This is a genomic window from Mesorhizobium ciceri biovar biserrulae WSM1271 (assembly GCF_000185905.1).
Classification (GTDB): domain Bacteria; phylum Pseudomonadota; class Alphaproteobacteria; order Rhizobiales; family Rhizobiaceae; genus Mesorhizobium; species Mesorhizobium ciceri.
Window position 1 is genome coordinate 4,258,410 of the sequence record NC_014923.1, and the last position, 18,566, is coordinate 4,276,975.

Sequence of the window (18,566 nt, forward strand, 5' to 3'; positions counted from 1 at the left end):
TTCGGAGCAAATGACGAATGTCATTCGTGTCCGGACCCATCGATTCGATCGTGTTGACCGATCGACGAATGCCGATCGTGGCAAGCGACCACGTATCAGTCGTCGCCCATATATTCGCGCAGCGCTTGCGGCGAATGGTTCTCGCCGATCGACATCGCCAGGATGCGTGAAATATGGCGGCGCGGCAGATGCGTCTCCGCTGCCCATTGATTGATTTGCCTCTGGATCTTGTCCAGGTCCTTCTTCGAAGTTGGGCTTTCGGCGATGTCGAGGCCGGCGTCACGCAACGCCGCAGCCATATCGCCCGAGATGACGAACGCATCCCAACCCAGCCAGCGCAGGAAATACTGGCCCGTATTGCCGCCCAGCCGGCTGCCATGCTTGCCGAGCCAGGCCATCAGCCCGACCTGGTCATCATCGGGCCATTCCGCAAGGAATTTGCCGAAACCGCCATATTCCTTCGACACACGCTCGACAAAGGCAGCATTGTCGCGAACGGATTTGATCTTCTGCGGGTTGCGTACGATGCGCTGGTCGGCCGTCAGATCGTGCCAGAAATCATCGGGCTGGAACAACAGCCGCTTCGGCTCGAAGCGCAGAAACGCCTCCTCGAAGCCAGGCCATTTCTGCTCGATGACGCGCCAGACGAAACCGGCGGCGAAGACGCGCTCAGCCATAATGGAGAGAATGCGGTCATCGGGGATGTCAGCCACGGCGGCATTGTCAGGCGCCGGACCAAGCAGCGACGTCAGTTCCTCTTCGCCGCCCTTACGTTTTGCGGCGCGAGCGCGAATTTTCTTGAAATCGGTCATTGGTCCCTCGGCAACTGGAATCAATCTAACACTTCCCGTGTGAGCCGGCAGCCTCTACCTCTTACGGCAAGCCTAAGACCCTGGAGATGGCCATGAACAAGACGATCGACGATCTGGCGAACCGCTGGCTCAAGCGGCGGCCGGACGGCCTCAGCCAGCTCGAAAGCCGGGTGCTGCAATCGACGCTCGAACGCACCACCATCTCGCGCGACACCAACAAGGCCGTTGCCTTCCACCAGACCTTCGGCGACCGGCTTGCCGATACGATCGCCCGCATCGGCGGGTCATGGTCCTTCATCCTGACCTTCATCGCCTTTCTGGTTCTATGGACGGCGAGCAATGTCTGGCTCCTGTCGCGTGACGCCTTCGATCCCTACCCGTTCATCTTCCTCAATCTCGTTTTGTCGATGGTAGCCGCCTTGCAAGCGCCGGTGATCATGATGGCGCAGAACCGCCAGACCGAACGCGACCGCATCGACGCCGCCCACGATTACGAGGTCAACCTGAAAGCCGAGATCGAGATCATGGCGCTGCATGAAAAGCTGGATGAACTGCGCCACGGCCAGATTCTCGGCATGCGCGACGAGATCGTGCAACTGACCGAGATGATCAAGCGGATCGACGAAAGGCTGTCTTCGCAGCAGTCGGCTTCATGACCGACGCGATCCACCATTTCATCGAACAATACGGGCTGCTCGCGGTCTTTGTCGGTTGCATCGCGGAGGGCGAAAGTGCTGCCATTCTCGGCGGCTTCTTCGCCCACCAGCAGGTCTTCGTGCTGTGGCACGCCGTCCTTGCGGCCGGCCTCGGCGCCTTTGTCGGCGACACTTTCTTCTTCATCCTCGGACGAAGCTTTGCCGACCATCCCTATGTCGTCAGATTGCGCAAGCGGCCCGGCTTTCGCCGCGCCTTTCGCCTGCTCAACACCCATCCCGACATTTTCGTGCTGTCGAACCGCTATATCTACGGCATGCGTCTCGTCGGCGGCATTGCAGCCGGGCTCTCCAATATCACAGCGCCGCGCTTCGTCATCCTCAACGCGCTTTCATCGGCGGTCTGGGCGGTGCTGTTCGGTACGATCGGTTATGTCTTTGGACTTGGCGCAGAGCACTTCATCGGCCAGGCGCTGATGCATCACGAACGGTTGCTGATCGGTCTTGGCATCGGCCTGACCGTGGCCGTTCTGGCATGGCTCGTCGCCCGTCACATCGCCAGGAGGGAACGCGCCAGGGAAGGCTGATCGTCAATCCACCCCGAGCGCCCGATCCCCCCGATCGAGGATGAGCGGTATGATCAGGTCTTCCTCGTCGGCAAGATGTCTTGTCAGCATGGCGATCAGCCGGCTGTTTTCGTCGGCATAGGCGTCGGCTGCAAAGCGCTGTCTGTCTTCGCTCTCCTGCAGCGTCTTGATGAAGGCATTGGCCGCCTCGGCATTGCGCTCCAGCCCTTCATGGATGGTGTGGTGGTCGGCATCGAGAATCTCGAAGCCGCGCTTCAAACGGGGCTCGGCCTTGGCGAAGACCGGGAAATATTGATAATCCTCGACATTGTGGTGACCGTCGAGATGCCCAAGAAAATGATTGAGGCGCGGCGCGAACCAGCGCGCGAAATCAGGCGCCGTCAGCCGTCCCTCACGGAAGTCGTCAATGCCGTTGGCCAGCATGCCGCCAAGTTCGCGGAACATGTCGTGCCGCTGCAGCCACATATTGGCGATGCCGTGGACGTTGGCATGGTCCTGCCAGTTTTCACGCGGGTATTTTTCGACGAGCCAGCGCAGATCGTCTGGCAGGCCCACGCGTTCGAGAAGCAGAAAATTGGCGGCCCCGGCCATGACAGTCTCCTTTGGTGACTGGCATATAGGCATCGAAAGGCTAGATCGGTAGCCCAGTGATCCGCTCGATAATGGCGATGCCCCAGACACCGGCGACGATGAGCACCGAAATCAGCACCGCCAGCGAACCGCAATCCTTGGCCAACTGGATGTCGACATTGAACTCGCGGCTGAAAGCGTCGCATGCCGCCTCGATGCCGGTGTTCAGCACCTCGACCATGATCAAGAGCAGCACCGCGCCGACCAGCAAGGCATAACCGCGCCACGAGATCGAAACGAACCAGCCGAGCGGCAGTGCCAGCGCCAGCAGCATCAGCTCCTGCTGGAAAGCCTTCTCGCTGGCGGCCAGCTTGCGAAACGCCCGCACCGAATTGAAATAAGCGTCGATCAGCCGCTGCATGCCAAACCCCTTTGCGAATCACCGGCACGGGATAATGCAATGGCTGGCCAGATCAATGGAATAAGGTGACTTGTCCAAGATTCATTCAGCAACCGGTATGGACGGTGTCGACTTTTCAAACTGCGGCAGCCCGTCGTCGATCGAATAATAGTCGCCCTTGTCACCAACGAAAATATGGCATTCCCCCTCAAGACCTGTCGGCTTGTCGAACGATCCCGCCATGACTGAAACGTAGTCCTGGTCTCGCGGCTTCCAGAACAGCACCGACCCGCATGCCTTGCAGAACCCACGCCTGGCGAAGGTAGAGGCTTCGTACCAGGTGATACTTTCCACGCCATCGATCACGATGTCGACATTGGCAACATTGGTCGCGGCATAGAAATGTCCGCTCTGCTTGCGGCATTGCGAGCAATGACAATAGACGACGCCACGCAACGCTCCGTTCGTTCTGAAGCGGACGGCTCCACACAGACACGATCCCTGGTGACCACCACTCACGTCGATCCTCCTTGAAAGAAAAGTGCCTGGCATCGCCTTCAGGATTCCAGCTTTGCGGCGCACGCACGCAAGCAAATGCGACATGTACTGGCGTGGAGAATCCGAAAATTCGGTTTCATTTTGAAGCGTGCGATGCGCGAATCGCGAATTCAGGCCGCTGCACCGGCGTTGTTTCCAACTGTTGGACGCGCGAACCAGAGCTTTTACAGCCCGCAGACAGAGAAAACCCGCGGAACCTTCGCCAGTTAAGAGAACTTTAGCGACAGCGCATTTATGGTCACCCTGCAAGTGAAGGCCGTGGGTGGGGACGCATCCCTTCGCAAGTTGTTCCGAAGCGTCGGTCGCATTCCCCAGGGTTCGGCGACAAAAGGGGATCCGCGAATTCCGCGGATCATCCGGGGGAAGAACCAGAATGCAGCCGGCAGCTGTCCCGACCGAACGCACCGACATCGCAGCCACTGTTGTCGCGACAATGCGCCAGTTGGGCGTGCTCGGCCTGCCGCGCAATTACGAGATCTTCTATGAGGCCCTGAGCGGCACCAATCGCGAACTCAGCCTGGCCGTCGTTTCGCTGAGCAGCCGGCCGACACAGGATGAACTGGATCAGATCGGGCGCACTTTCTTTGCCCACAACCATGGTCCCGGCATCGTCGAGCATGCCCGAGACGTCATTGCCAGGGAGCTCGAGGCGGTTGCTTCACTGCTGCGGAGCGAGCGCAGCCATATCGAGAAATACGGCAGGATCCTCGATGAGACATCGAGCGGCCTCAACGGCCGCAGCCTTCTTTCCCAGGATCTTTTGCACAAGATCGCCAACGCCATGGCGGTTGCCACCAATTCGACGATCGATCACGGCCGGCAGGTGGCCTCGACGCTCAGCGACAAGACGGCCGAACTCGAGACCGTCAAATCGAAGCTCGAGGAATACAAACGGTTGGCCGACACCGATCCCTTGACCCACATCTGGAATCGCCGCGCCTTCGACAAGGAAATCACCAGGATCTACAACAGCAACAGGGGTATCCTGTTCAACGCCCTGGTCCTTGCCGACATCGACCGCTTCAAGGACATCAACGACCGCTTCGGCCACCCGGTCGGCGACAAGATCATCCAGAGCATCGCCGATATCTTCCAGACCAGCATTCGCGGCGACATGTTCGTTGCTCGCACCGGCGGCGAGGAGTTCGCGCTGATCGTCGAGGGCGCCAGCGAGGACGCCACCTATGACGTTGCAGAGCGTATTCGTGCCCTGATCGAGCAGACGCCGTTCACCAGCAGCCAGACGGGCACGAATTACGGCACCGTCACCGTCTCGATGGGTATCTGCATGGCGTCCGAAGCCGAAGGACCCGAAGATCTCTACACCAAGGCCGACCGGGCGCTCTATCGCTCGAAGGTCAGCGGCCGCAACCGCGTCACCAGGCACTCGACGATGGCTGGCCGAGCCGGCAAGAGCTGGCTGCTCTACAAGAAGGACTGAGTCTCCCGTTTGCAGATCGTTTTGCGTCCGGCCCCTTTCCATATGAATTTTCGTGGCCTATATTTTCCACAGAAACAGGAAGGCGTCGCAATGCAATCTCAAACCGCTGCCAAGACAGCCGAGAATGCAGTCCTGACCAAGGCAACGGTGCGCGCGGCCGATCTGCTGGACATCACCGCCAGAATGCTGGCCTCGGTGATCGGAGTTTCGGAGGCCACGGTTTCGCGCATGCGCAGGAACGAATTCGTGCTCGAGCGCGGCACCAAGCCATTCGAGCTTGCCGTGTTGTTCGTCAGGCTGTTCCGCTCGCTCGACGCCATTGTCGGCGGCGACGCGGTCGTCGCCCGGGCATGGCTGAAGAACGCCAACACGGCGTTCGACGCTGCTCCGCTTGAAAAGATCCTCACCATCACCGGGCTCGTCGATGTCATTGCCTATCTGGACTCCCGACGCGCTCTCGTCTGAGACCGTCGGCATCGACAGCAAGTACTGGCGCATGGTCGAAGCGCAGCACCATGTCTCGACGCTGAAAATCGTCGACACGCTCGACGAACAGGCGATGCTGGAAGACCTGATCGAGGAAACCAAGCCGCAGATCCCAATTGAATGCCGCCATCTCCACTATCTCCTGGCGACGCCCTTCCGCTACGGCTCGGTCTATCCGCACGGTTCGCGCTTCCGCCGTGCCGGCAGGACCAAGGGCGTCTACTATGCGGCCGAGACCATGATGACCGCGGTGGCCGAAATGGCCTTCTACCGGCTGCTGTTCTTTGCCGAGTCGCCCAAAACACCCTGGCCAAGCGACGCCGCCGAATACACGGCCTTTGCGGCCGCGATCAAATGCGCCAAGGTGATCGATCTCACCCGGCCGCCGCTCGATCGTGACGCAACGGCATGGACGCATCCGACCGACTATGCCGCTTGCCAAGCCATTGCCGATACTGCCCGCGAGGCCGGGCTGGAGGCGATCCGCTACCGCTCGGCGCGCGATCCCAAGGGCGCCAACATTGCGCTGCTGACCTGCCGCGGCTTTGCCAAGGCAAAGCCGCTGGAGCCGCGGACCTGGCGCATCCGGCTTGGGGCGTTCGGCGTGCAGGCGATCTGCGAGTTTCCGGAAAAGCGCATCGAGTTTTCAAGGACGGCGTTTGCTGACCCCAGACTCGCCGGCCTGCGCTGGGAACGCGGGCACTGAACCAACCAAAAGAAAAGCGCCGGATTTCTCCAGCGCTTTTTCCGTCAGCCGTTCAGGCCGAAATCGAGCTTAACCGTTCGCAACCTGCTTGTGCTGCACCGGGTGGCTCTTCTTGAGCAGGTCTGACACCAGGAACGCCAGTTCGATCGCCTGGTCGGCGTTGAGGCGCGGGTCGCAATGGGTGTGGTAGCGGTCCTGCAACTCCTCGGCGGTGATGGCGCGCGCGCCACCGGTGCATTCGGTGACGTTCTTGCCGGTCATCTCGACATGGATGCCGCCCGGATGCGTGCCTTCGGCGCGGTGCACTTCGAAGAAGGTCTGAACCTCCTTCAGGATGCGGTCGAACGGCCGCGTCTTGTAGCCGGCGGCCTCGATCGTGTTGCCGTGCATCGGGTCCGACGACCACACCACGGAGCGGCCTTCCTTCTGCACCGCGCGAACCAGCTTCGGCAGATGGTCGGCGACCTTGTCGGAGCCGAAACGTGCAATCAGCGTCAGCCGGCCGGGTTCATTTTCGGGGTTGAGCAAGTCGATCAGCTCCAGCAAGCCGTCCGGCGTCAGCGACGGACCGCATTTCAGGCCGAGCGGGTTCTTGATGCCGCGGCAATATTCGACATGCGCATGGTCGGGCTGGCGGGTGCGGTCGCCGATCCAGATCATATGGCCCGAGGTAGCGTACCAGTCGCCGGAGGTCGAATCGACACGCGTCAGCGCCTCCTCGTAGCCGAGCAGCAGCGCCTCATGGCTGGTATAGAAATCGGTCTCGCGCAGCGCGTAGTTGGTTTCCGAAGTGATGCCGACGGCCTTCATGAAGTCCATCGTCTCGGTGATGCGGTTGGCGAGCGACTCGTATTTCTCGCCCTGCGGGCTGTCGGACACGAAGCCGAGCATCCAGCGGTGCACATTCTCCAGGCTGGCATAGCCGCCTTGCGCGAAGGCGCGCAGAAGGTTGAGCGTCGCCGCCGACTGGCGGTACGCCATCTCCTGGCGAGCGGGATCCGGAATGCGCGACTTCGGGTCGAATTCGATGCCGTTGATGATGTCGCCGCGATAGCTGGGCAGCGTCACCTCGCCCTTGGTCTCATTGTCGGACGAGCGCGGCTTGGCGAACTGGCCGGCAACGCGGCCGACCTTGACCACCGGCTGCGCGCCGGCGAAGGTCAGCACCACCGACATCTGCAGGAAGACGCGGAAAAAGTCGCGGATGTTGTCCGCGCCATGCTCGGCGAAGCTCTCGGCGCAATCGCCACCCTGAAGGAGGAATGCGTCACCAGCAGCGACCGAAGCGAGCTGCTTCTTGAGCTTGCGCGCCTCACCGGCAAAAACCAGCGGCGGAAAGGTTGCGAGCTGGGCTTCCGTGTTCTTCAGCGCGGCGAGGTCCGGATAAGCAGGAACCTGCTTGATCGGCTTTGCTCTCCACGAATTCGGCGACCATTTCGTCATCGCTGCACCCAACGCTCTTTCCAGCGGCCTATACTCCGCCATTCCCGCCCCAATTGGGGATCGCGGCTCCATACACGAAGCCGATTTCCTATTCTAGACCGGAATTTCAGCGCTGGCGAATGGTCCGAGGCTAGCTACGCCGCCTTCTCCACCAGCCGTGCCAACTGCGTCATGACGACCGCCGAGCCCGCCAGCCTCTTCTCGGCTGTCGGCCAGTCGCGCACGAAGACGACACTGTGGTCCGGCCGGATCTTGGCCAACGATCCCTGTTCGCCAATGAACTTGACCAGCCCGACCGGGTTGGAGAATTCGCGCTTGCGGAAATGGATGACGACGCCCTTCGGCCCGGCGTCGAGTTTTTCGACATTGGCCTTGCGGCAGAGCGCCTTGATGAAGACGATCTTCAACAGATGCTTCACCTCCTCCGGCAGCGGGCCGAAGCGGTCGATCAGCTCGGCGCCGAAAGCGTCGATTTCCTCGGTGTTTTCGAGATCGCCGAGACGGCGATAAAGCGCCAGCCGGAGCTGCAGGTCCGGAACATAGCTTTCCGGGATCATCACCGCCGTGCCGACGGCAATCTGCGGCGACCAGCCGCCATCCTGCACCTCGCCCGAATCCTTCACCTCGGCGACGGCTTCTTCCAGCATCTGCTGGTAGAGTTCGAAGCCGACCTCTTTGATGTGTCCGGACTGCTCCTCGCCGAGAAGATTGCCGGCGCCTCTGATATCGAGGTCGTGGCTGGCCAGTTGGAAGCCGGCGCCCAGAGTGTCGAGCGATTGCAGCACCTTGAGCCTCCGCTCGGCGGTGTCGGTCAGCTTGCGGTTGGCCGGCAGCGTGAACAGCGCGTAGGCCCGCACCTTCGAACGGCCGACGCGGCCGCGCAATTGGTAGAGCTGCGACAGGCCGAACATGTCGGCGCGGTGGATGATCAGCGTGTTGGCGGTCGGAATATCAAGGCCGGATTCGACGATGGTGGTCGACAACAGCACGTCGTACTGGCCGTCATAAAAGGCATTCATGATGTCGTCGAGTTCGCCCGGCGGCATCTGGCCATGAGCCACCGCCACCTTCAACTCCGGCACGGATTCCTTCAGGAAATCATGTATTTCCGAGAGATCGCTGATGCGCGGCACCACATAGAAGGAATGGCCACCGCGATAGCGTTCGCGCAGCAGCGTCTCGCGGATCACCAGCGGATCGAAGGGCGATATGAAGGTGCGCACCGCCATGCGATCGACCGGCGGCGTGGCGATCAGCGACAGCTCGCGCACCCCAGTCAACGCCAGTTGCAGCGTTCGCGGGATCGGCGTCGCCGACAGCGTCAGCACGTGCACGTCGGTCTTCAGGTCCTTCAGCCGTTCCTTGTGCTTGACGCCAAAATGCTGCTCTTCGTCGATGATCAGCAGACCAAGGTTCTTGAACGAGATCGCGGAACCGAGCAGCGCGTGCGTGCCGATGACGATGTCGACCTGGCCTTCGGCGATGCCTTTCTTGGTCTCGGCCAGTTCCTTGGCGCCGACCAGCCGCGACGCCTGGGCGACGCGGATCGGCAGGCCGGAAAACCGCTGCGAAAACGTCTTGAAATGCTGGCGTGACAGCAATGTCGTCGGCACCACCACCGCCACCTGAAAACCTTCCATCGCCGCGATGAAGGCGGCACGCAGCGCCACTTCGGTCTTGCCGAAACCGACATCGCCGCAGATCAGCCGGTCCATCGGCTTGCCGGCAGCAAGATCGTCGCGCACCGAATCGATGGCCGTCTGTTGGTCGTCGGTCTCTTCATAGGGAAAGCGGGCGGCGAACTCGCCATAGAGGCCTTCTGCCGGCACCAGTGGCGGCGCCGAGCGCATCTGCCGCTCGGCGGCGATGCGGATCAATTGACCGGCCATGTCGAGCAGGCGCTTCCTCAGCCGCGCTTTGCGCGACTGCCAGGCGCCGCCGCCAAGCTTGTCCAGCGTCGCCTCGGCCGTGTCAGAACCGTAGCGCGACAGGAGTTCGATGTTTTCCACCGGCAGGAACAGCCGGTCGTCGCCGGCATAGTGGATTTCCAGGCAGTCATGCGGTGCGCCGACCGCTTCGATGGTGCGCAGGCCAATGAAACGGCCAATGCCGTGGTCGGCATGGACGACAATGTCGCCGGCCGACAGCGCCGAGGCCTCGGCAATGAAATCCGAGGGACGCTTCTTGCGTTTCGAGCGCCGGATCAGCCGGTCGCCCAAAATGTCCTGTTCGGCGACGACGACCAGTTTTTCGGTCTCGAAGCCGGATTCGAGCGGCAGCACGGCCAGGGCCGCCTGCCCCGGCTCGAGCTTTTCGGCTTCCGCCAGCGTCACGACCTGCTTGAGGTTGCCGAGATGGTGTTCGGCGAGGATCTGGCCAAGCCGGTCGAGCGAGCCTTCGGTCCAGCCGGCGATGACGACGCGGCGGCGCGCCGCGCGCTCATCGGCGATGTGTTTGACGACGACATCGAACACGTTGGCGTTCGGATCGGCGCGCTCCTCGACGAAGCTGCGGCCGTGGCGCGAACCGGCATGATAGACCTTCTTGGCGCCAATGTCGGGCGCGTCGAATGGCGTAAAGTCGATCGCTTCGCGCGGCCCGAGCGAGGTGATCAGGTTTTCCGGGGAGAGATAGAGCAGGTCCGGCGCGACTGGCTTATAGGGCACCGCATCCTTCAGCGCGCCGTCGGCCTGCTTCCTGCGCGCCTCGTAGTGATCGAGGATCAGCGTGTGGCGCTCGGCCAGCGCCTCATGCGCCAGATGGTCGAAGATGACAGGCGTGTCAGGCAGATAGTCGAACACCGTCTCCAGCCGTTCGTAGAAGAACGGCAGCCAGTGCTCCATGCCAGCGAAGCGACGCCCTTCGCTGACCGCCGCATAGAGCCCGTCGTCGCGCTGCGGTGCGCCGAAGGCTTCGATATAGGAGCGGCGGAAGCGGCTGATGGTTTCCGGCGTCAGCGCCACCTCGCTCATCGCTTGCAGCGCCATCGACTTGCGTTGACCGGTGGTGCGCTGCGTGGCGGCGTCGAACACACGGATCGATTCCAGCGTGTCGCCGAAGAAATCGAGCCTGAGCGCCTCGGTCCAGCCGGGAGCGAACAGGTCGAGAATGCCGCCGCGCACCGCGAACTCGCCGATGCCGCGCACTGTCGGCACACGCTCGAAACCGGACGTTTCCAGCCGCGAGACCAGTGCGTTCATGTCGATCTGGTTGCCGGGCCTGGCATGAAAAGTCTGCGCCTCGACCAACTCGGACGGCGGAATGCGCTGCAGCAGCGCATTGGCGGTGGTGAGGATGACGGCGCGGTGCGGCTTCTTCGCCAGAGCGATCATGGCGGTCAGCGCATCGAGGCGCTTGGCGGCCGCATCGGAGCCGGGCGAGACGCGGTCGTAGGGCAAGCAATCCCAGGCCGGCAGTTCCAGCACCGGCAGGCCGGGGGCCGCGAAGGACAATGCCTCGATGATCGCCGGCAGGCGCTGACCGTCGCGCGCGACGAACAGAACCGGCTTGTCGGGCGCGATCTCGAGCGCCGCCTGCACCAGCGCAAAGGCTTCGTAGCCGTCGGCGACGCCATCGACGATGAACTGACCGGCGCGGCCTTTCGGCAGACCGATGGTGGGAATGAGGCTCATGAAATCACGGTCTTGTTTTATCGCAATTCCGAACGGAAAACCGCTTCGTTACTTTTCCTGGAATTGCTTGTGTTCAGAATGTCAGAGAGCGGCGGAAAGCCAGGATCTTTCGCAGGACGGCACAATCGATATCGGCCGGAACCGGGCGTTCGCCGGTGACCATGGGCAGGAATTCGGTATCGGGAATGTCGAGGAGCCTCTCATATTGGTCGATTTCCTCGTTGGTCAAGACGCCGATCTCAGCGTCGGCGAAAGTGCCGAGGATCAGGTCCATCTCGCGCATGCCGCGATGCCAGGAGCGAAACAGAAGCTTGCGGCGGCGCACGTCCAGCCCCTCGCTTGATCTCGTCGTTCCGGTCATCGTACCGCATCCTTGCTTGCTGCGGCGCATATAGCGTGGATAGAAGGGGCTGTCAGCCTTGCGCTGCCGCCGTCGCAACATAAGCTGACATCATGCGCCCGACCATCCTCGATCCCTTGTTTGTCCCGATCACGTCGCTTGCGGGCGTCGGACCGAAAGTCGGCGCGCTGATCGAGAAGGTTGTTCCGGCCGATCTCGGCGACCGCGCGGCGCGTGCCGGCGATCTTCTGTTCGTGCTGCCGCACACCGTCATCGACCGGCGCAGTCGGCCTGGTATCGCGGGATCCGCGGAAGGCCAGATCGTCACGCTCGATGTGCGCATCGACCGCCACCAGCCGCCACCGCGTGGCAACAGGTCGGTGCCCTACCGGGTCTTCGCCCATGACGATACCGGAGAGATCGCGCTGACCTTCTTCCATGCTCACGCCTCCTATCTCGAAAAGGCGATGCCCGAGGGCGAGCATGTCGTGGTCTCGGGCCGCATGGAATGGTTCAACGGCCGCCCGAGCATGGTCCACCCCGACCATATTGCGCTGGCCAGCGAGGCGGAAAACCTGCCACTGGTCGAACCGGTCTATCCCCTGACAGCCGGGCTCTCGGGCAAGGTGCTGCGCCGGGCGATCGGCCAGGCGCTGACGCGCGTGCCTGAATTTCCCGAATGGCAGGACGGCGCCTTCATGCGGCGGCACACCTTTGCGGCCGTTGGCGATGCGCTTGCCCGCATCCACAATCCGGCCGACCCGATTGACGTCTCCATCGATGGTGCCGCCTGGCGGCGGCTCGCCTATGACGAGTTGCTGGCGAGCCAGGTCTCGCTGGCGCTGGTGCGAGCGAAAGTCCGCAGGCTGTCCGGGCGACCCCTGGTCGGCGACGGCCGCATCGTCGAAAAACTGCGGGCCGCACTGCCCTATTCGCTGACATCAAGCCAGGAGTTTGCGCTGGCCGAAATCAATGCCGACCTCGCCGACCCAGAGCGCATGCTGCGGCTTCTGCAGGGCGATGTCGGTTCCGGCAAGACTGTCGTCGCGCTGCTGGCCATGGCGCGTGCCGTCGAGGCCGGCGGCCAGGCAGCCTTGATGGCACCGACCGAAATCCTGGCGCGCCAGCATCTTGCGACCATCACGCCGCTTGCCGCCAAGGTAGGGCTTCGCATCGCCATCCTCACCGGTCGCGAGAAGGGCCGCGAACGCGCGGATACGCTGGCCGGCCTGGCAAGCGGCGAGATCGACATCGTCGTCGGCACCCACGCGCTGTTCCAGGAGACCGTCACCTTCCACGATCTGGTCTTTGCCGTGATCGACGAGCAGCACCGTTTCGGCGTCCATCAGCGGCTTGCCATCACCGCCAAGGGCGACGCGCCAGACATGTTGGTGATGACGGCCACTCCTATCCCGCGCACCCTGGTGCTGACCGCTTTCGGTGACATGGACGTGTCGAAACTGACGGAAAAACCGGCCGGCCGCCAGCCGATCCGTACCGTTACGCTGCCGCTCGAGCGGCTCGACGAACTGGTCGCCCGCATGGTGGACGCCGTCGCCGGCGGCCAGAAGATCTACTGGATCTGTCCGCTGGTCGAGGAATCCGAAGAGATCAAACTGATGTCGGCCGAAGACCGCTTCGCCTCGCTGAAACCATTGTTCGGCGATCGCATCGGTCTCGTTCACGGCCGCTTGAAGGGTGCCGAGAAGGACGAGGCGATGCGCGCCTTCAAGCAGGGCGAGACACGCATCCTGATCGCCACCACCGTCATCGAGGTCGGCGTCGACGTGCCGGACGCCACCGTCATGGTCATCGAGCATGCAGAGCGCTTCGGCCTGGCCCAACTGCACCAGCTGCGCGGCCGGGTCGGACGCGGTGACAAGCCCTCCTCATGCGTGCTGCTCTACAAGGACCCGCTCGGCGAGACCGCAAAACGCCGGCTGTCGGTGATGCGCGAGACCGAGGATGGGTTCCTGATCGCCGAGGAGGACCTGAAGCTGCGCGGCGAAGGCGAATTGCTGGGCACCCGCCAGTCGGGCACGCCGGGCTTCCAGGTGGCTCGCATCGAGGCGCATGCCGACCTTCTGGAGGCCGCCCGCGACGATGCCAGGCTGATCCTGTCACGCGATCCGGAGCTGCAATCGCAGCGTGGTGAGGCGTTGCGCCTGCTGCTTTACTTGTTCGGTCGTGACGAAGCCGTGCGGCTTCTGCGCGCCGGCTGAGCCAGGGCGGCAACCGAAGGGTTGGCGAGCATCCCTTCGATCGGCTCGCCATTCACGACAACCATTTGCTTTACTTCGGGCGCCACCAGACCGGCGGAGACGATCAGCTTGGCGCCATCCTCGATCGTCATGTCGAGCAGCACGATGTCCGACTTCGGCACATACATCAGGAAGCCCGTGGTCGGGTTTGGCGTGCACGGCATGAATACGGCGATCAGCGGATCGCCTTCCTGGTCGAGCTTCTGGTTGATCTCGGTTTCCTTTTCACTGGCGACGAACACCAGCGACCACACGCCCTTGCGCGGATATTCGACCAGCCCGACCTGGCGGAACATGTCGCCCTTGTTCGACAGCACGGTCTCGAAAATCTGTTTCAGCGAGCCGTAGATGCCGCGCACCAGCGGCATGCGGCCAAGCAGGCGCTCGCCGAAATTGACGATGGCGCGGCCGACGATGTTTGCCGTCAGGAAACCGATCAGCGTGATCAGGATAAGCGCCACGATCAGTCCGAACCCCGGCACCGGAAACGACAGGTAGGTGTCAGGGCTGTAGCGGGCCGGAATATAAGGCTTCACCCAGGAATCGACCCAGCCGATGAACGACCAGGCAATGTAGGCGGTGATCGCCAAGGGCGCGCAGACGATGAAGCCCGTGAGGAAATAGTTCCTCAGCCGGGTCATGCCGGAGGTCTTGGGAGCGTCGGACATGGTTCACCGGAGCGCGGGTTGCAGCGCAACATTAGTGAACCGGACGAAGCTTTGGAACTGCGAAGTTTTTAAAGAGCCGATTATGCCGCTACTTCCAACGGCTCAATCTTCTCGAGCTCCGGCGCCAGCTTTCTGGCTTCGGTTTCAAGCTCATAGGCCTGTTGAAAATTCATCCAGAATTCGGGCGTGGTGTTGAAAAATCTGGCGAGGCGAAGAGCGGTATCGGGAGTCAGGCCGATCTCTTCCTTGGCAATGCGTTCGATACGGGTGCGCGGAAGGTTGAGCTTTTTCGCCAGTGCGCCTGCACTCATGCCGAGCGGGACGAGATATTCTTCACGCAGGAATTCTCCAGGATGAACTGGACGTGCGAACTTGAGCATAGTTCAGGGTCCTCAAGGGTTCAGGGCAAGTGCCTGCTCAATGGTAATCGACGATCTCCACGTCTTCAGCGCCAGCAGCGGTCCATTTGAAGCAGATGCGCCACTGGTCGTTGATGCGAATTGAATGCTGTCCGGCTCGGCTCCAGTTCAGGGCTTCAAGATGATTTCCGGGCGGCGATCGAAGGTCATTCAGTTGGGCAGCATTGGCAATTGCGCGCAAGATTTGACGATACCTATTCCACCGTCACCGATTTCGCCAGATTGCGTGGCTGGTCGACGTCGGTGCCCATGAACACGGCGGTGAAATAGGCCAGCATCTGTATCGGCAGCGCATAGATGATCGGCGAGATGATTTCGGGCACATCCGGCAGCACGATTGTTTCCATCGTCTTCACGCTCACCTGCGCCGCGCCCTTGCTGTCGGTGATCAGGATGATCTTGCCGCCGCGCGCCGCCACTTCCTGCATGTTGGAAACGGTTTTCTCGAAGATCCGGTCATGCGGCGCGATGACGATGACCGGCATGTTCTCGTCGATCAGCGCGATCGGCCCATGCTTCAGTTCGCCGGCTGCATAGCCTTCGGCGTGGATGTAGGAGATTTCCTTGAGTTTCAACGCGCCTTCCATGGCCAGCGGGAAGTTGGTGTCGCGGCCGAGATAGAGCACGTCCTTGTAGCGCGAGAGTTCGCGCGCGATCCGCTCGATCTGCTCTTCAAGCTTGAGCACCTGGTTGGCGTAGCGCGGCGCTTCCGAAAGCGCGCGCACCAGGGTTTTCTCCTGTTCCTTCGAAATCATACCGCGCGCCACGCCAGCGCGCACCGCAAGCGCGGCCAGCACGGAAAGCTGGCAGGTGAAGGCCTTGGTCGAGGCGACGCCGATCTCGGGTCCGGCAAGCGTCGGCAGCACGACGTCGGATTCGCGCGCCATGGTCGATTCGCGCACATTGACGATCGCGCCGATCTTCATGCCGGCTTTGCGGCAATAACGCAGCGAGGCCAGCGTGTCGGCGGTCTCGCCCGATTGCGAGATGAAAAACGCCGCATCGTTCTTCGACAGCGGCATTTCGCGGTAACGGAATTCGGAGGCGACATCGATGTCGACGGGCAGGCGCGCGTAGCGTTCGAACCAGTACTTGCCGATCAGGCCGGCCAGATACGCCGTGCCGCAGGCCGAGATCGCCAGCCGACCAATTTTGGCGAAGTCGAACGGCAGGTCGAGCGGCTTCGACACTCCGGAGACGAAATCCACGTAATGCGCCAAGGTGTGCGAGATCACCTCGGGCTGCTCATGGATTTCCTTTTCCATGAAATGGCGTCGGTTGCCCTTGTCGACCATGAAGCTGGTCGACAGCGACTGCTGGCGTTTGCGGTCGACCTTTGTGCCGTCAATGTCGAAGATGGTGACACCGCCACGGCGCACCACCGCCCAGTCGCCATCTTCCAGATAGGTGATCGAATTGGTGAACGGGGCGAGCGCGATGGCGTCGGAGCCCAGGAACATCTCGCCATCGCCATGGCCGACGGCCAAAGGCGGACCGTTGCGGGCGCCGACGATCAAATCCTCGTCGCCTTTGAACATGATCGCCAGCGCAAAGGCGCCTTCCAGCCGCTTCAGCGCCTGGTGCGCGGCTTCGACCGGATTCAGCCCCTTGGCGAGTTCGCGGGCCACCAGATGCGCCACGACCTCGGTGTCGGTCTGCGACGAAAAAGAATAGCCGTCGCGGACCAGTTCGTCGCGCAGTTCGGCGAAATTCTCGATGATGCCGTTGTGGACGATGGCGACGCCGTCGGAAAAATGCGGATGCGCATTGGTCTCGTTGGGCACGCCATGCGTCGCCCAGCGCGTGTGGCCGATGCCGATCGTGCCATCGAGCGGCTCGTCCTTGAGCCGGCGCTCCAGGTTGATCAACTTGCCTTCGGCGCGGCGGCGGGCGAGTTCGCCACGCTCGATGGTCGCGACGCCGGCCGAATCATAGCCACGGTACTCCAACCGCTTCAGCGCATCGACGATGAGCGGCGCAACCTGCGAGTGGCCGACGATTCCAACGATACCGCACATGCAGAAAGCCCCCGATTCCCCGGAAAACCAGCGCTATTTAGGGATGGCCAGCCTGCCGTGGAAAGTCACATTGCATTTCGTCCCGTATAACGGAACGCTCATTCTGTCGATGCACCATGACAGGCCGCTCTTGCAATCCGGTTACTGCAATCGTTCGGTTTGCGGGCTGGTCTTACTTTTTCTTCGCCGCCGCCGAAGCAAAGCGCTCGCGCAACTCCTTGCCCTTGCCTGGAATGGTCTTCTGGCGGGCGCGGCCGAAGGCCAGCGCGTCGTCGGGCACGCTTTCGGTGATCACGCTGCCTGAGGCGATGTAGCCGCCCTTGCCGATGGTGACAGGCGCCACCAGCGACGAATTGGAGCCGACAAAAGCGCCCTCGCCGATGTCGGTGAAGAATTTCGAATAGCCGTCATAATTGCAGGTAATGGTGCCGGCGCCGATATTGGCCCCAGCACCAACACGGGCGTCGCCGATATAGGTCAAATGGTTGACCTTGGCGCCCTCTTCGATAACCGCCTGCTTGACCTCGCAGAAATTGCCGACCTTGGCCTTGTTCCTGAGATCGGCACCCGGCCGCAGCCGCGCGTACGGCCCGACATCGCAATTGGACGCAATGGTGGCGCCCTCGATATGGCTGAACGCATGGATCTTGGCGCCCGTGGCAATCTTCACACCCGGACCGAACCAGACATTGGGCTCGACGATGGTATCAGTGCCAATCTCGGTGTCATGCGAGAAATACACGGTCTCCGGCGCGATCAGCGTCACGCCCGACAGCATCGCCTCATGCCGCCGGCGCGCCTGCCAGATGGCTTCGGCTTGCGCCAGTTCGGCGCGGTTGTTGATGCCGAGCGCGCTTTCGAAACTGGCTTCGGTGGCCACGACATTGAGGCCTCGCGCACTGGCGATCTCGACAATATCGGTGAGATAATACTCGCCCTTTGCATTTTTGTTGCCGACCCGATCGAGCAGCGCCAGCGCATGGGCGCCGGCCACCGCCATCATGCCGGCATTGCAGAAGGTTATTTTCCTCTCCTCCTCGGAGCAGTCCTTCTCCTCGCGGATGGCGGTCAGCTTGCCGTCCTTTTCGATCAACCGGCCATAACCAGTCGGACTGGGCGGGCGGAAGCCGATCACGACGACGGCAGCGCCTTCAGCCAGTTTCAGCCGCGCCACGGTCAGCGCATCTGCATCGATCAGCGGCGTGTCCCCGAACATGACCAGGATATCGTCATAACCCTTTGATATTGCATCGCGCGCGGCAAGCACGGCGTGCGCGGTGCCAAGGCGCTTTTCCTGCACGAAAGTCTCGGCCTTGGGCGCGAACTTTGCCGCGGCCTTGCGCATCTCGTCGGCGCCATGGCCGATCACCAGCGCCTGGCTGCCGGCACCCGCCTCTTCCGCTGCCTTCACCACATGGGCGACCATCGGCAGGCCGCCAATCTGGTGCAGCACCTTCGGCAGCACGCTCTTCATGCGCGTGCCTTCGCCGGCGGCGAGGATGACGGACAGGCAGGATCTCTGGCTCATGGAAGGGCAACCATATGAAAGGGTTGGGAATCAAGACAGGATAG

The 18,566-nt window shown here is 62.0% G+C and carries 17 protein-coding genes and 1 pseudogene; 6 read left to right on the forward strand and 12 right to left on the reverse strand.

Features of this window, described 5'->3' with window-relative positions; all coding sequences use genetic code 11:
* Positions 1-95: 95 nt before the first annotated feature.
* Positions 96-812 (reverse strand): DNA-3-methyladenine glycosylase I, encoded by a 717-nt coding sequence (locus tag MESCI_RS20685; protein WP_013531896.1) that lies wholly within the window; start codon positions 810-812, stop codon positions 96-98.
* A 92-nt stretch (positions 813-904) separates the two neighbouring features.
* On the opposite strand from MESCI_RS20685, the gene MESCI_RS20690 reads away from it, so the two are divergent.
* Positions 905-1,468, forward strand: coding sequence for a DUF1003 domain-containing protein (locus MESCI_RS20690; protein WP_013531897.1), 564 nt, complete (start codon positions 905-907; stop codon positions 1,466-1,468).
* Complete coding sequence (locus tag MESCI_RS20695) at positions 1,465-2,052, forward strand: DedA family protein (protein ID WP_013531898.1); 588 nt, start codon at positions 1,465-1,467, stop codon at positions 2,050-2,052. The genes MESCI_RS20690 and MESCI_RS20695 overlap by 4 nt, the downstream gene beginning before the upstream one ends.
* 3 nt (positions 2,053-2,055) lie before the next feature.
* Here MESCI_RS20695 and MESCI_RS20700 read toward each other — a convergent pair whose 3' ends face one another.
* The 3 genes from MESCI_RS20700 to MESCI_RS20710 all read right to left on the reverse strand — a co-directional run bounded on the left by MESCI_RS20700 (position 2,056) and on the right by MESCI_RS20710 (position 3,541).
* On the reverse strand, positions 2,056-2,643 hold the full coding sequence (locus MESCI_RS20700; protein WP_013531899.1) for a hemerythrin domain-containing protein: 588 nt from the start codon (positions 2,641-2,643) through the stop codon (positions 2,056-2,058).
* A gap of 40 nt (positions 2,644-2,683) precedes the next feature.
* Complete coding sequence (locus MESCI_RS20705) at positions 2,684-3,043, reverse strand: diacylglycerol kinase (RefSeq protein WP_013531900.1); 360 nt, start codon at positions 3,041-3,043, stop codon at positions 2,684-2,686.
* A gap of 81 nt (positions 3,044-3,124) precedes the next feature.
* Positions 3,125-3,541, reverse strand: coding sequence for a GFA family protein (locus tag MESCI_RS20710; RefSeq protein ID WP_013531901.1), 417 nt, complete (start codon positions 3,539-3,541; stop codon positions 3,125-3,127).
* Positions 3,542-3,953: 412 nt separating this feature from the next.
* Between MESCI_RS20710 and MESCI_RS20715 the strand changes: the two genes are divergently transcribed.
* The 3 genes from MESCI_RS20715 to MESCI_RS20725 all read left to right on the forward strand — a co-directional run bounded on the left by MESCI_RS20715 (position 3,954) and on the right by MESCI_RS20725 (position 6,213).
* Entirely contained in the window at positions 3,954-5,021 is a 1,068-nt protein-coding gene (locus MESCI_RS20715; protein WP_013531902.1) for a GGDEF domain-containing protein, read from the forward strand.
* A gap of 90 nt (positions 5,022-5,111) precedes the next feature.
* The gene (locus MESCI_RS20720; RefSeq protein WP_013531903.1) at positions 5,112-5,486 is read left to right on the forward strand and encodes an MbcA/ParS/Xre antitoxin family protein; all 375 of its coding nucleotides are present in this window, start codon (positions 5,112-5,114) and stop codon (positions 5,484-5,486) included.
* On the forward strand, positions 5,446-6,213 hold the full coding sequence (locus tag MESCI_RS20725; RefSeq protein WP_013531904.1) for an RES family NAD+ phosphorylase: 768 nt from the start codon (positions 5,446-5,448) through the stop codon (positions 6,211-6,213). The genes MESCI_RS20720 and MESCI_RS20725 overlap by 41 nt, the downstream gene beginning before the upstream one ends.
* A gap of 69 nt (positions 6,214-6,282) precedes the next feature.
* Here the strand turns inward: MESCI_RS20725 and MESCI_RS20730 are convergent, their stop codons facing one another.
* From MESCI_RS20730 to MESCI_RS20740, 3 genes are all read right to left on the reverse strand, one after another.
* Complete coding sequence (locus MESCI_RS20730; RefSeq protein ID WP_013531905.1) at positions 6,283-7,656, reverse strand: class II 3-deoxy-7-phosphoheptulonate synthase; 1,374 nt, start codon at positions 7,654-7,656, stop codon at positions 6,283-6,285.
* A 134-nt stretch (positions 7,657-7,790) separates the two neighbouring features.
* Positions 7,791-11,288, reverse strand: coding sequence for a transcription-repair coupling factor (gene mfd, locus MESCI_RS20735; RefSeq protein WP_013531906.1), 3,498 nt, complete (start codon positions 11,286-11,288; stop codon positions 7,791-7,793).
* Between the two features lie 73 nt (positions 11,289-11,361).
* A complete protein-coding gene (locus MESCI_RS20740) occupies positions 11,362-11,649 on the reverse strand; it encodes a succinate dehydrogenase assembly factor 2 (RefSeq protein WP_013531907.1) in 288 nt (95 codons plus the stop codon).
* A gap of 92 nt (positions 11,650-11,741) precedes the next feature.
* Here MESCI_RS20740 and recG point away from each other — a divergent pair, with 92 nt between their 5' ends.
* Positions 11,742-13,850, forward strand: coding sequence for an ATP-dependent DNA helicase RecG (recG, locus tag MESCI_RS20745; protein WP_013531908.1), 2,109 nt, complete (start codon positions 11,742-11,744; stop codon positions 13,848-13,850).
* Here recG and MESCI_RS20750 read toward each other — a convergent pair.
* The 5 genes and pseudogenes from MESCI_RS20750 to glmU all read right to left on the reverse strand — a co-directional run bounded on the left by MESCI_RS20750 (position 13,802) and on the right by glmU (position 18,522).
* A complete protein-coding gene (locus MESCI_RS20750) occupies positions 13,802-14,557 on the reverse strand; it encodes a DUF502 domain-containing protein (protein ID WP_013531909.1) in 756 nt (251 codons plus the stop codon). The genes recG and MESCI_RS20750 overlap by 49 nt on opposite strands.
* Positions 14,558-14,637: 80 nt before the next feature.
* Positions 14,638-14,937 (reverse strand): HigA family addiction module antitoxin, encoded by a 300-nt coding sequence (locus MESCI_RS20755; RefSeq protein ID WP_013531910.1) that lies wholly within the window; start codon positions 14,935-14,937, stop codon positions 14,638-14,640.
* A 37-nt stretch (positions 14,938-14,974) separates the two neighbouring features.
* Positions 14,975-15,157 (reverse strand): annotated as a pseudogene (locus MESCI_RS20760) (type II toxin-antitoxin system RelE/ParE family toxin); the annotation flags it as partial.
* Positions 15,158-15,170: 13 nt separating this feature from the next.
* On the reverse strand, positions 15,171-16,994 hold the full coding sequence (glmS, locus tag MESCI_RS20765; protein WP_013531911.1) for a glutamine--fructose-6-phosphate transaminase (isomerizing): 1,824 nt from the start codon (positions 16,992-16,994) through the stop codon (positions 15,171-15,173).
* A 172-nt stretch (positions 16,995-17,166) separates the two neighbouring features.
* On the reverse strand, positions 17,167-18,522 hold the full coding sequence (gene glmU, locus MESCI_RS20770) for a bifunctional UDP-N-acetylglucosamine diphosphorylase/glucosamine-1-phosphate N-acetyltransferase GlmU (protein ID WP_013531912.1): 1,356 nt from the start codon (positions 18,520-18,522) through the stop codon (positions 17,167-17,169).
* Between the last annotated feature and the right edge of the window lie 44 nt (positions 18,523-18,566).